At 68.5% G+C, this 12,950-nt stretch carries 12 protein-coding genes; 7 read left to right on the forward strand and 5 right to left on the reverse strand.

Translation table 11 applies throughout. The features are described from left to right. The first annotated feature begins 114 nt into the window (after positions 1 to 114). Positions 115 to 894 (forward strand): NYN domain-containing protein, encoded by a 780-nt coding sequence (locus tag HMPREF3114_RS14985; protein WP_049470953.1) that lies wholly within the window; start codon positions 115 to 117, stop codon positions 892 to 894. Between the two features lie 111 nt (positions 895 to 1,005). Further along, entirely contained in the window at positions 1,006 to 1,626 is a 621-nt protein-coding gene (locus HMPREF3114_RS14990) for a glutathione S-transferase family protein (protein ID WP_053496963.1), read from the forward strand. Between the two features lie 96 nt (positions 1,627 to 1,722). On the opposite strand, the gene HMPREF3114_RS14995 is transcribed toward HMPREF3114_RS14990, so the two are convergent. Then, entirely contained in the window at positions 1,723 to 3,900 is a 2,178-nt protein-coding gene (locus tag HMPREF3114_RS14995) for a primosomal protein N' (protein ID WP_053496964.1), read from the reverse strand. Positions 3,901 to 4,313: 413 nt separating this feature from the next. Between HMPREF3114_RS14995 and HMPREF3114_RS15000 the strand changes: the two genes are divergently transcribed. The 4 genes from HMPREF3114_RS15000 (at position 4,314) to sppA (ending at position 9,501) form a co-directional block, all read left to right on the forward strand. Next, positions 4,314 to 5,318 carry a hypothetical protein gene (locus tag HMPREF3114_RS15000; RefSeq protein ID WP_053496966.1) on the forward strand — a complete coding sequence of 335 codons (1,005 nt, stop codon included), beginning with the start codon at positions 4,314 to 4,316 and terminating at the stop codon, positions 5,316 to 5,318. Beyond that, on the forward strand, positions 5,311 to 5,892 hold the full coding sequence (locus HMPREF3114_RS15005; RefSeq protein WP_053496968.1) for a DUF3106 domain-containing protein: 582 nt from the start codon (positions 5,311 to 5,313) through the stop codon (positions 5,890 to 5,892). Before HMPREF3114_RS15000 ends, HMPREF3114_RS15005 begins: the two co-directional genes overlap by 8 nt. Before the next feature lie 206 nt (positions 5,893 to 6,098). Beyond that, entirely contained in the window at positions 6,099 to 7,463 is a 1,365-nt protein-coding gene (locus HMPREF3114_RS15010; RefSeq protein WP_005419642.1) for an MATE family efflux transporter, read from the forward strand. Between the two features lie 115 nt (positions 7,464 to 7,578). Next, on the forward strand, positions 7,579 to 9,501 hold the full coding sequence (gene sppA, locus HMPREF3114_RS15015) for a signal peptide peptidase SppA (protein WP_005419640.1): 1,923 nt from the start codon (positions 7,579 to 7,581) through the stop codon (positions 9,499 to 9,501). A gap of 98 nt (positions 9,502 to 9,599) precedes the next feature. On the opposite strand, the gene HMPREF3114_RS15020 is transcribed toward sppA, so the two are convergent. Next, the gene (locus HMPREF3114_RS15020) at positions 9,600 to 9,812 is read right to left on the reverse strand and encodes a hypothetical protein (protein WP_053496970.1); all 213 of its coding nucleotides are present in this window, start codon (positions 9,810 to 9,812) and stop codon (positions 9,600 to 9,602) included. 112 nt (positions 9,813 to 9,924) lie between these two features. Between HMPREF3114_RS15020 and HMPREF3114_RS15025 the strand changes: the two genes are divergently transcribed. Then, positions 9,925 to 10,701 (forward strand): SDR family oxidoreductase, encoded by a 777-nt coding sequence (locus HMPREF3114_RS15025; RefSeq protein WP_014038643.1) that lies wholly within the window; start codon positions 9,925 to 9,927, stop codon positions 10,699 to 10,701. Positions 10,702 to 10,794: 93 nt separating this feature from the next. Here HMPREF3114_RS15025 and HMPREF3114_RS15030 read toward each other — a convergent pair whose 3' ends face one another. From HMPREF3114_RS15030 to HMPREF3114_RS15040, 3 genes are read right to left on the reverse strand one after another with little or no spacing between them, the layout of a single operon-like run. Next, positions 10,795 to 11,511, reverse strand: coding sequence for a hypothetical protein (locus HMPREF3114_RS15030; protein WP_053497031.1), 717 nt, complete (start codon positions 11,509 to 11,511; stop codon positions 10,795 to 10,797). Between the two features lie 34 nt (positions 11,512 to 11,545). Beyond that, positions 11,546 to 12,235: a hypothetical protein gene (locus HMPREF3114_RS15035; RefSeq protein ID WP_053496973.1), complete on the reverse strand. Its 690-nt coding sequence runs from the start codon at positions 12,233 to 12,235 to the stop codon at positions 11,546 to 11,548. A 43-nt stretch (positions 12,236 to 12,278) separates the two neighbouring features. After that, positions 12,279 to 12,839 (reverse strand): L-threonylcarbamoyladenylate synthase type 1 TsaC, encoded by a 561-nt coding sequence (locus tag HMPREF3114_RS15040; RefSeq protein WP_032954563.1) that lies wholly within the window; start codon positions 12,837 to 12,839, stop codon positions 12,279 to 12,281. Between the last annotated feature and the right edge of the window lie 111 nt (positions 12,840 to 12,950).

A 12,950-nucleotide genomic window follows, 5' to 3' on the forward strand; every position in this document is an offset into this window, starting at 1 on the left:
CCAGTGGGGGCATCGGGGGAAGCGCCTGGCATCTTCGCACGGCAGCCACCTGTCACGTCAGCGCCTGCCCGGATCGGCGATACTCGGGTTCAGGCAACGGCCCGTGAGGAGCCCATGAGCGAACCGGAAAAGCGCATCGCCCTGTTGATTGACGCCGACAATGCGCCGGCCTCGAAGATCGACGAGGTCCTGGCCGAAGTCGCCCGCTACGGCGTGGCCAACGTGCGCCGTGCCTACGGCAACTGGAAGAGCCCGCGACTGAAGGGGTGGGAAGCGGTGCTGCATGAGTATGCGATCCGCCCGATCCAGCAGTTCGCCTACAGCAAGGGCAAGAACGCTTCGGACATGGCGATGGTGATCGATGCCATGGACCTGCTGTACGCGCGCAACCTTGATGGCTTCGCCATCGTCTCCAGCGATGCGGACTTCACCCCGATGGTGATGCGCCTGCTGACCGATGGCGTGAAGGTATATGGCTTCGGCGAGAAGAAGACGCCCGAGCCATTCGTCAATGCGTGCTCGAAGTTCACCTACCTGGAGGCACTGGGCCAGACCCATGCCAGCGTGCCCGATGCCGAACAGGCGTCCAGCGAGCAGGCCTCGAACGAGCCGGTGGCCAACGACGATGCGCGTCCACGCAAGAGCGGTGCGGAAATGCGCAGTGACACCCGGCTGGTGAAGATGCTGCGCCGTGCGGTGTCCGCGGCCGAGGGTGAGGATGGCTGGTCGCACCTCGGCCCGGTCGGCAGCCAGATCGGCAACCAGGCCTCGTTCGATCCGCGCAACTATGGCTACGGCAAGCTCAGCGACCTGCTGGCGGCGATCGGCCTGTTCGAGCTGAAGAAGGACGGCAAGTCGTCCTACGTGCGCGCGCTGCCAAAAAAGAACAGGTAGTGCCTGCCGCTGGCCGGCAATGCCCGGATGCCAGATCCCGCATCCGGCACGGACATCTCCACCCGGTCAGGCGTATCGTTGCCGCTCGCATTGCCAGCAAGGAAAACCCGCATGTTGAAGATCTGGGGCCGCCGCAATTCCAGCAACGTCCGCAAGGTACTGTGGTGCGCCGAGGAAATCGGCCTGCCGTACGAATCCATCGAAGTCGGTGGCAGCCATGGTGGTACGCAGACGCCGGAGTACCAGGCGATGAATCCCAACGGCCTGGTGCCGGTGATCGAAGACCACGGCTTGCCGCTGTGGGAATCGAACACCATCGTGCGTTACCTGAGCGCCCGCTATGCACTGGGCACCCTGTACGCTGAGGACCCGATGGAACGCGCCCAGGCCGAGAAGTGGATGGACTGGAGCACGTCGCGGATGGCGCCGCTGTACAGCGACCTGGTCTGGGGCATCATGCGCACCGCGCCGGCCGACCGCGATGAAGCGCGGATCAATGCCGCCATCGTGCGCGCCGGTGACTACCTGGCGATGGCCGACGCTGCCCTGGCCAGGCAGCCGTGGCTGTCGGGCGAGAAGTTCGCGATGGGCGACATCCCGCTGGGCTCGCTGGTCTACGCCTGGTACGAGCTGCCGATCCAGCGACCGGAGCTGCCGCATCTGGCTGACTGGTATGCGCGGCTGCGTGAGCGCCCGGCCTACCAGCGCGGCGTGATGTCGCCGCTGACGTAAGCGAAGGCGTCCGGGGTCAGAGCCCTTTTCTGCGAAAAGGGATCCGACCCCTGGGCATCGGGGTCGGATCCCACCCGACGGGTGGGCTCTGACCCCTCAATACAGGTCCGTTGGATCCACATCCAGCGACCAGCGCACCTTGCGTGCTTCCGGCAGCGCATACAGCTGCGGAACCAGCTGCGCGAGCACGCCATGCAAGGGTGGCCGCTGCGGCGCCGACAGCAGCAGCTGTGTGCGCTGGTAGCCCGCGCGCCGCGGCATCGGCGCCGGCATCGGGCCGTACGCCTCCACCACGTTCTGCTCGCCCAGCAACTGCCGCGCAGCCAGCAGGAACGCATTGGCGTGCTCGACCTGCTGCGCTTCGGCGCGCATCAGCGCCAGGTGCGCGAACGGGGGGAACCCTGCGGCTTGCCGCTGGTTCAACTCGGCCTGCGCGAACGGGTGGTAGCCACCGCTCACCAGGGTTTCCAGCAGCGGGTGACCCGGGTGATGGGTCTGCAGCCAGACCTCGCCGGGGTCACGCGCACGTCCTGCACGACCGGCCACCTGGATCAGCTGCTGCGCCAGCTTCTCGCTGGCGCGGAAGTCGGCGGAGAACAGGCCTTCGTCGATGCCGACCACCACCACCAGGGTCAGCTTCGGCAGGTCGTGGCCCTTGGCCAGGATCTGCGTGCCGACCAGGATGCCGGGCTGGTCGCCCAGTTTCGCCAGCTGCTGTTCCAGCGCATCGCGGCGTGAGGTGGTGCCACGGTCGATGCGCACCACCGGGAAATCGGCGAAGGCGGCGGTGAGGTGTTCTTCCAGGCGTTCGGTGCCGATGCCCTGCGGCTGCAGCGCCAGGCTGCCGCAGGCCGGGCATGCCAACGGCGCCGGTTGGCGCGCGCCACAGTGGTGGCACTGCAGGCGTCGGCCGCCGCCATGCACGGTCATCGGCGCATCGCAGCGCTGGCAAGGCGCGGTCCACCCGCAGTCGTGGCACAGCAGCACCGGTGCGTAGCCACGGCGGTTCTTGAACACCAGTACCTGCTGGCCACGCTGCAGGTGTTCGCCGATGCCGGCCAGCACATCGGCCGAGAGGCCATCGTGCAGCGGCCGCTTGCGTACATCGAGGATGCGCACGCGCGGTGGCCGGGCATCGCCGGCGCGCTGCTTCAGGCGCAGGTGCGTGTAGCGCCCGGCGTAGGCGTTGTGCAGCGTTTCCAGCGAAGGGGTGGCGCTGCCGAGCAGCACCGGAATGCCCAGCGCCTTGGCGCGCACCAGAGCGAAATCGCGCGCGTGGTAACGGATGCCGTCCTGCTGCTTGTAGCTGCCGTCGTGTTCCTCGTCGACGATCAGCAGGCCGGCCTGCGGCAATGGCGTGAAAACCGCCGAGCGGGTGCCGACGATGACCCGCGCTTCGCCGCGGGAGGCGGCCGCCCAGACGCGCGCGCGCTCGTTGTCGTTCAACCCCGAATGCAAGGCGTGCACGGCGATGCCCAGGCGGCCGCGGAAACGTGCCAGGGTCTGCGGGGTCAGGCCGATTTCCGGCACCAGCACCAGCGCCTGCCTGCCCTGCGCCAGGCAATGGATGATCGCCTGCAGGTAGACCTCGGTCTTGCCGCTGCCGGTCACGCCGTCCAGCAGGAACGGCTGGAAGCCGTCGGCAGCGTTGATCGCAGCCACCGCCCCGGCCTGGTCCGGGTTGAGCGTGGGGCCGGGCAGCGGCTGCGCATGCTGCGGTGCCACCGTCATCGCCACGCGCTCGGCCAGTTCGCGCTTGGCCAGGCTGCGTGCAGCGGTGCGCCAGTCGGCCATGCGTTCGCCGAGCACGTCCTCATCCACGATCGCTCCTGCCAGCAGCTCGGCCAGCTGCCGCGGACGGCTTCCGGCGCGCAGCTTTTCGCGCTGGGCGTGGCCTTCGGTGGTCAGCTGCCAACCCCAGTGGTGGGTGTCGGGCAGGGCCTCGCCATGGCGCAGCGGGCCGGGCAGGGCGGTGCTCAGCACCTCGCCCAGTGGCGCATGGGTGTAGCGCGCCAGCCACTGCAGGCTCTGCCAGAGTTCGCCCTGCAGCAGCGGCTGCCGGTCGCACCAGGCCAGCGCCTGGCGCAGTCCCTGGCCGTCGTCGGTCTGGCCGTGGCCGGCCACCACGCCGACCAGCTCGCGGTTGCCGAACGGCACCTTCAGGCGGCAGCCGACCGCGGCCGTGGGGCCATCGCCCTCCGGCGACAGGTAGTCGAACAGGCGGGGCAGGGGGACGGGCAGGGCGACCTGCAGGGTCGGAACGGGTGAAAGCATCGGGCCAGTGTAACGGGCCATGCATGCGCGAATGGCAGGGGGCAGACGTGCCCGGGCGACGACCGTTGAATCATAAATGTCACCTAAATATCGGTGTCCATTGGAGATTCAGTCTTATCCACATGTTCTGTGGATAACGTTGTGCGTTACCGGTCGACGGGAACGCAGGAGGCCGATGGCGACGAGCTCACCCTTGGGTTGGTCAAAAAATCGCCACACTTCAAAGTTATTCAAAATCAACAACTTGAGTGTGAAACATTGCTGAAACAGAGTGAATTCAGCGGCATGCCGCAATTTCCCGCGCGGGGAGCGTGGTGCTGTGCACAACCTGCAGCACGAAGTGCCTGTGGGCGCAAGTCCTACGGGTGCCGATGGGCTGCCGCTATCATGCCGGCAGACCTTTGGAGTGACCGATGACGGCTGTGCCCGCCCCTGTTTCCTCGACCGCGGCCGGCGCGCTGTCGGCGTTCCTGCGTGGCGTCGAACGCCGCGCCCTGGTGGTGGCTGAACTGCAGTGCGGCGATGCCGCGCGTGCCGAGCAGACCCTGGTGGCAGTGATGCGCGCGTTTGCGGCGGTCGCCAGCGACCTGCCGATGGCGCAATGGCCGACCCGCTTCTGGACCCTGCTGGGCCAGCGCCAAGCGCTGCGCGAGCCGGCGGGCGGGCAGTGGGCCCCGTCGTTGGCCGCGTTGGGCGCGATGCCGCCACTTCCACGACTGGCGCTGCTGCTGCGGGTGGGCGGCAGCCTGGACGAGGGCATCGCCATGCGCGTGCTCGACCAGGACGAGGCCGGTTACCAGCACCTGCTGGCCGATGCCTGCCCGCGTGATGCCCAGGGTCGGCCCGATGCCGTGGCCTGGCGCCAGTTGGCCGAGCAGGTACAGGCCCGTGTCCGTGACCTGCCGGCCGCACGCCTGCAGCAACTGCAGCAGCCGGCCGCACCCACCACCCACAATGAAGCACCGGCCTCCAGCTGGCGCGCACCGCAGCGGGACGAGCGTGCGGCCGCCAACGGCAAGCGCCGCCGCGCGAATGCCAGGCCGCGCTGGCGCGGTCCGCTGATCCTGCTGGTGACCGTGGCGGTACTGCTGGCCGCCGCGCTGGGGTGGCGCCACCTGCAGGGACATTCGTTCGGCAGCGATGCACCCTTGCCGGAGGGCGTGGTGGGCGAAGCCGGTCCGGTGACCGTGGAAGCCCTGCCACCGAGCAAGGTGGACGCCGCACCGGACGCGGGCCAGGCGCAAGCCAATGATGACGCAGCGATGCTGGCAGATCGCGACTACCCGCTGGTCGCCGATGCCGACCTGTACGCGTGGACTGCCGCGGGCGGCCCGCTGCCGGTGGATGAATCGCAAGCCAAGCCGAGCCGGCCGGAGCCGGCCAGTGCCACGCTGGAAACGGCTGCCGCCGATGAATAAGTACGTGCTCGCCAGCTTGCTGCTGGCCCTGCCGCTGTCGCTGTCCGCCGCACCGCAGCCGTTGAGCGTGCCGTTGCCGCCACCGGTTCCGGGCAGTTCGCCGGCCACGCCGGCGTCGACCGCTGCAACAGCACCTGCCGAATTCGTCCAGCTGGATGCGCAGCAGCAGCGACAGCGCCGTGCCGACTACGCCGCCTGGCGCGCATTGCCGGAAGCAGAGCGCGAGCGCATCCGTCAGGCGGCTGCGCGCTTCAATTCGCTGCCGGCCGATCAACAGCAGCGCATGCGGCAGCAATTCCAGGCGCAGGATCAGGCGTTCCGCGACGGATGGCGGCTGGGCCCGCAGCTGGGCCTGGAATTCCCCAAGCTGCACGGACTGTTCGGATTCGTGCCACCGGAGCAACGCGAGACCGCGCTGGCCGTGCTGCGCCAGCTCAACCCGGCGCAGCTGGCCCAGCTGGCCCTGGTCGCGCAGCGCACGCCGCCGCAGGAACGCGACACGGTACGCAGCGCCTTCCTCGCCGTGCCCGCCGCCGAGCGCGACAGCTGGCTAAAGCGCCAGGCCGGCCAGTAGAAAAGGGGACGGAGGGGATTAAGTCGTATCAGGCCAGTCAGTGCCGAATGCGACTTAATCCCCTCCGTCCCCTTTTTGCTTGGGGCGGCTGAAACCCAGCATTCACGCCATGTCATGGGAATGCAGGCGCCGCCCGCGTAAGATGGGCGCCCGCAACCCGGTGCCTGTGCCCTTCGCGCGCAACCGCAGTTCGCGTCAAGCACCTTATGTCTACTGCAACCTCCACGCCGCGCTTCAGCAAGGAAGTCGGCGCCACCGGTCTGCTCGCCCTGCCGCTCGTGCTGGGCCATGTGTCCACCGGTCTGATCTCCTTCGTCGACAACGTGATTGCCGGCCACCACGCTACGGCGACCCTTGCCGCAGTCACCATCGGTACGGCGTTGTTGTGGCTGCCAATGCTGATTCCGATCGGCACCCTGATCTCGCTCACCGCTTCGGTGTCGCAGCTGCACGGCGCCGGCCGCGAGCGCGAGATCGGCCCGCTGTTCCGCCAGGCACTGTGGCTGGCGCTGGGGCTGGGGCTGATCATGTTCACCTTCCTCACCGTGGTGCCGCCGCTGCTGCCGGCCTTCGGCATCGCGCCGGACATCGTGCCGGGGGCGACCGCGTTCCTGCATGCGGTGCGCTGGGGTGGCCCGGCGCTGACCCTGTACTTCTGCATGCGTTATCTCAGCGAGGGCATGCACTGGACGCTGCCGACCATGCTGCTCGGCTTCGGTGGCCTGCTGGTGCTGGCACCGATGGGCTACGTGCTGGCCAATGGCAAGCTCGGCTTCCCGGAGTTAGGGGCCGAGGGCCTCGGCATCGCTTCGGCGGTGATGATGTGGCTGCAGGCGACCGCATTCGCCCTGTATCTGTGGCGGACCAAGCGCTTCGCCCATCTGCAGCTGTTCTCGCACTTCGAGGGACCGCGCTGGAAGGCGATCTGGGAGCTGCTGCGCACCGGCCTGCCGATCGGCATCACCGTGCTGATGGAAGGCGGCCTGTTCATCGTCACCGCCTTGCTGATCGGCCGCCTGGGTGCCAATGAAGCGGCGGCACACCAGATCGCGATCAACGTCGCGCAGCTGTGCTTCATGATCCCGATGGGCGTGGCCGAGGCCACCACCGTGCGCGTCGGCCATGCGGTCGGCCGTGGTGACGGCTTCGGCGTGCGGCGTGCGGCGTGGGCCGGTTACGCGATCATCATGGGCACGCAGACGTTGTCAGCGGCGGTGCTGCTGTTCGGCCACGATGCCATCGTCGGTGTGTACACCAACGACCTGGCCGTGGCCGGCCTGGCCTCGACCCTGCTGCTGTACGCGGCCACCTTCCAGTTCCCGGACGGCATCCAGGTGCTGTCGGCGGGTGCGCTGCGCGGCCTCAAGGACACCCGCGTGCCGATGTTCATCGCCATGTTCGCGTACTGGGGCCTGGGCATGCCGCTCGGCGCCGGGCTCGGCCTGGGGCTGGGCATGGGCCCGCAGGGCATGTGGATCGGCCTGATCGTCGGCCTGACCGCCGCTGCCATCCTGATGGGCTGGCGCCTGCGCCGTAGCAGCCAGCGCATCGGGCAGTCCGCGCTGTCCTGATCTTCCTGCCCGCCATGCCGCCCCATGGCGGGCGATCCCCTGACTTGTGTCCGATGCCGCATCACGCGGCACCGGCTATGCTGGTACCACGGCAAGAAGCCATCCGGAGCGTTCCATGAATCAACCCGTGCCCCCGCTGCCCCCGGCGCGTCGCAACCCCGTCGCCAGTTTCTTCATCGGGCTGTGGGACGTCATGAACTTCACCCGCCGGTTGATCCTCAACCTGGTGTTCTTCGGCCTGCTGTTCCTGCTGCTGGTGATGTTCGTCATCGCCGCCGGCATGGGCGCCGGTGCCAGCAAGTCACTGCAGGACCGCACCACCCTGGTGATCGCGCCGGAGGGCCGCCTGGTCGAGCAGTTCAGTGCCGATCCGGTCAGCCGCGCACTCGCCAAGGCGGTGGGTGACAACGGTGCCGAAGAGATCCAGCTGCGCGATCTGCTGCGGGTGATCGAGTCGGCCAAGGACGACAAGAAGATCGAGCGCGTGGTGCTGGAGCTGGACAAGCTGCAGCCGTCCGGCTTCGCTTCGCTGCGTGAAGTGGCCGCCGCGCTGCAGGATCTGCGTGCCTCCGGCAAGCAGCTGGTGGCCTACAGCGAGAGCATGGGCCAGTCGCAGTACCTGCTGGCCGCGCAGGCCGACGAGGTCTACCTGGACCCGATGGGTTCGGTCGTGCTCGAAGGCCTCGGCCGCTACCGCCAGTACTTCCGCACCGGCCTGCAGGACAAGCTGGGCGTGGACGTGCACCTGTTCAAGGTGGGCGAGTACAAGTCCGCGGCCGAACCGTACGTGCTTGACGCCGCGTCGCCGGCCTCCAAGGAAGCCGACCTGTTCTGGATGAACGATGTGTGGCAGCGCTACCTGGGCGACATCGCCAAGGCGCGCCGCCTGGATCCGGCGCAGCTGGCTGCCGGCATCGACACGCTGCCGGAAGGCATTGCCGCCGCCGGTGGCGACCTGGCCAAGTTCGCGCTGCAGCAGAAGCTGGTGACCGCGCTGAAGACCCGCGAGGAATTCGAGGATCTGATGATCGAGCGCGGCGTGGCCGACGAAGACGCCGACGGTGGTTTCCGCAACGTCGACTTCGGCCGTTACCTGGCCCTGCTCGACGCCCGCCGCAACCCGGTGGACTCGCGTCCGCAGGTGGCCGTGGTGGTGGCTGCCGGCGAGATCAGCGGTGGCGACCTGCCGGCCGGCCGCATCGGCGGCGAGTCGACCTCAGCGCTGTTGCGCGCCGCGCGCGACGACGACAACGTGAAGGCCGTGGTGCTGCGCGTGGATTCGCCGGGCGGTGAGGTGTTCGCCTCCGAGCAGATCCGCCGTGAAGTGGTGGCGCTGCAGGCCGCTGGCAAGCCGGTGGTGGTGTCGATGGGCGACCTGGCTGCCTCCGGTGGCTACTGGATCAGCATGAATGCCGATCGCATCTACGCCGATCCGTCGACCATCACCGGTTCGATCGGCATCTTCGGCATGGTACCGAACTTCAGCCGCGCGCTGGACAAGATCGGCGTGCACACTGACGGTGTCGGCACCACCCGTTTTGCGGGTGCATTCGATGTCACCCGCCCGATGGATCCGGCCGTGGGACAGGTCATCCAGTCGGTGATCAACAAAGGCTACGCCGACTTCACCGGTCGCGTCGCCGACGCGCGCAAGAAGCCGGTCGAGGCCGTGGACGAGGTGGCCCGCGGCCGCGTGTGGAGCGGTGCACAGGCCAAGGAACGCGGCCTGGTCGATGCCTTCGGTGGCCTGAAGGATGCGGTGGCCGATGCGGCCAGCCGCGCCAAGCTGGGCAAGTCCGATGCCTATCGCGTGCGCTACATCGAGAAGGCAGCCACGCCGTTCGCGCAGTTCGTCAGCGGTTTCGCTGGCAGTCGTGCCGGTGCCTGGATGCTGTCCGATTCGGGCATGGCGCGGATGATGCTGGCACGCACGATGCCGGAAGTGGACACTCAGTTGCGCTTCGTCGAGAACGCGGCCCGCGAAAAGGGCAACGGCGCACCGGTGAAGGCGCTGGCGTACTGCTTCTGCGGGTTCTGACCGGCAACGCTATCGAATGAAAACGCCCGGCTCAGGCCGGGCGTTTTCGTTCATGGGGTCGGATCCCTTGGCTTCGCAAAGGGCTCTGACCGCACCGGTCATTGCGCCGCGTCGGCCTCGGCCTTGCGCTCACGCGCGGCAGCATCATCGACGGTTTTCTGCACGTCCTTGGCGCGGTCCAGCGGCTCGTTGATCGCACGCGACATCGCTCGTGGCACCGGTGGCTTCTCCGGATTCGGCGTGGGCGGCCGCTGGCAGGCCGCCAGCAGCAGGCTGGCCAGCAGCGACGTGGACAGGATCAGGATGCGCATGGCGGCTCTCCGCGGTGGGCGTATGGGCAAGTGTCGCATCCCCGGCCGAGCGCCGCCGTGAGCGCGTATCCTTGCGGCATCGAAATGCAGTGGGCGCGGCCCCGGAGGACACATGACCCAGCAACGGTGGCGCCTGGACGGCCAGACGGCCCTGATCACCGGCGCCAGCGCCGGCATCGGCCTGGCCATCGCGCATGAACTGGCGGGGCTCGGCGCCGATCTGATGATCGTCGGCCGCGATATCGACATGCTGGAGACCGCGCGCGACGAACTGCTGGATGTGTATCCGCAGCACCAGGTGCATGCGCTGGCCGCGGACGTCTCCGATGACGAGGACCGCCGCCAGATCCTGGACTGGGTGGAAGACCACAGTGATGGCCTGCACATCCTGGTCAACAACGCTGGTGGCAACGTCACCAAGGCGGCCACGGAGTATTCCGAGGACGAGTGGCGCAAGATCTTCGAGACCAACCTGTTCTCGGCCTTCGAGCTGTCGCGCTACGCGCATCCGCTGCTGGCCCGGCACGCGTCGTCGTCGATCGTCAACGTCGGCAGCGTGTCCGGCCTGACCCACGTGCGCAGTGGCGTGGTCTATGGCATGACCAAGGCCGCGATGCACCAGATGACCCGCAACCTGGCCGTCGAGTGGGCCGAGGATGGCATCCGGGTCAACGCGGTGGCGCCCTGGTACATCCGCACGCGGCGCACGTCCGGTCCATTGTCGGACCCGGACTACTACGAGGAAGTGATCAACCGCACGCCGATGCGCCGTATCGGCGAGCCGGAGGAAGTGGCTGCCGCGGTGGGCTTCCTGTGCTTGCCGGCGGCCAGCTATGTCACCGGCGAATGCATCGCAGTGGATGGCGGTTTCCTGCGCTACGGGTTCTGATCATGCGGTGGTAGTGCCGGCCGCTGGCCGGCAACCACGGGATCTTCAGGTGATTGCAGTTGCCGGCCAGCGGCCCGCACTACCGCATGGCAGTCACCCCGGTACCGGGCAGTTGCTGGCCTCCAGTACGCCCTGCAACCGTTCGCGTTCCCCCCGGGCGTTGTCGCGGTTCTCCGGCGAGGCGAACCGCTCGCGGCCACGTGCGTCGCGGAAGCGTTGCTGCCAGCTGCTGCAGCGCTGCGCTTCCGGCAGTTCCTCGCAGCGGTCGCGCACCACTTCGCAGCCTGCAGCGTTGACCGGTGTGGCGCCGCCCAGGCCCTGCACGGTCATCAGTTCGCAGCGGCCTGGGGCAGCTTCGTATTCGTGCAGGTAGCCACCGCCCTGGCTGTCGGTGCACTGGAAGATGGGCGGCAGCGGCGGCTTCGGCGGCGCATTGCTGTCCGGCGCGGCATCAGCCTGGCGTGGCAGCGATGCACTGTCGAGTATCACATCGCCGCCTTCACGTTCGACCATGCCGGCTTCCATGATCGTGCGTCCTTCGCCCGGGCGGCGGGGGCTGGGCACCGAAGCGGGCGATGTACCCGCTGTCGCCGGTTCGGGCGGCGGCGCAGGTGCTGCTGTGACTGATGCAGGCGGCGCACTGGCGGACGCCGGAATCCGCACCACCTGCTGCTTGCTGCCGGTGGGGCAGGGCGTGCGTTGCAGGGTAGGCACATCGCTGCTGCTGGAAGTACAGCGGTAGATCACCCCGTCGTCGGCCACTGCGTTGCCGGCGAACAGGCCCAGGGCCAGCCAGATCAGGTTCTTCATGCGCACAGCGTACATGCCACGGCAGGTGCTGCGCTCAGCGGTCGCAGTCCCGCGACAGGCGTGCGTCGATGCCACGCTGTTCGTTGCTGATGGCAGTACGCTCGCTCTGCAGCGCACTGTTGTAGCGGCGGTCCAGTTCCCAGCGGCGGTCGCGCAGGCGCGCGCAGACTTCCTGCGGCGGCAGCGCATGGCAGCTGTCGCGGACCAGCACGCTGCCGGCCGGAACCTGCACACCGACACCCACCGCGGGCGGCCGGTAGCCGGTTACTTCACCGATGGGGGTGCCGACCGGCGTGCCGAAGGCCGGGCGTGGGCCGGGATGGACCGGGCCGTGGTGCCCGTGCGGAAGCCAGACGCTGGTCCACAACGGTACCCAGCGCGGATTGCCCTCGTTGTTGTCGCTGGTATAGCGGCGACCGTCGTCGCTCACGCATTCGTACAAGGGCTGTGGCGGCTGGATGTAGACGTGGCGGACTTCGCGATCGCGCATCACCGGAACCTCGTCGGGAGGCGCGGGCGTCGCATCGCTGCGCACCACCCGTGGCGTCGGGTCGCGCGGGCGCTGCAGGTCGCGCACTTCCTGCCGGCCGCTGCTGCAGGGCCTGTCCTGCAGGGCCACGGCACCATTGCTGGCGACGCAGCGATAGACGCGCACGTCCTCTGCGGCCGGTGCGGTCCATGGCAGCAGCAGGCACAGGCCCAAGGCGGTGCGCAGCAGGTTCATGGCGGCAGGGTGCGTGATTGTGCGTGGCAGTGCAATCGTCTGCTCAGGAGCGCAGCACGTTGCCGCTGAGCGCGTCGCGGATCGGGGTCGGTTGGGCCAGGCCACCGGTCTCGCCATCGAGCAGGCCATCGAGCAGGCGCAGCAGGCGCGGATCCAGCTCGGCGCGACTGCGTGCCGGCGGTTCACCGGCCAGGTTGGCGCTGGTGGAGACCAGCGGGCCACCCCAGGCGCGGCACAGGGCGGCGACCAGCGGGTGGGCGCTGATGCGCACCGCGATACCGCTGTGTTCGCCGGTGACCCAGGGCTGCGCGTGCGGACCGGCCGGCAGGATCCAGGTGTTGGCGCCCGGCCAGCTGGCCAGCACCGCACGCTGGCGGGCGTCGGGCAGCGCCTGCAGGCGGACCCAGCCCTCCAGCTGCGACAGTTCGGCGGCGACCAGGATCATGCCCTTCTCGATCGGGCGCTGTTTCAGCCGCAGCACCGCGTGCACCGCGGCTTCATGTGACGGATCGCAGCCCAGGCCCCAGACCGCTTCGGTCGGATAGGCGATCACGCCACCGGCGCGGAGCGTGGCGACAGCAGAGTTCAGGGTGAGTTCTTTCATGACGGCGACCGGCCCGGCTTGGGCCTCTATTATCCCCTCGCTGCGTGCAGAAGGGGTGGAACGCGCCCGCTCGGTAGTGCCGGCCGCTGGCCGGCATCCGAGGCTTCCAGG

The organism is Stenotrophomonas sp. HMSC10F07, from assembly GCF_001807895.1.
GTDB lineage: Bacteria > Pseudomonadota > Gammaproteobacteria > Xanthomonadales > Xanthomonadaceae > Stenotrophomonas > Stenotrophomonas sepilia.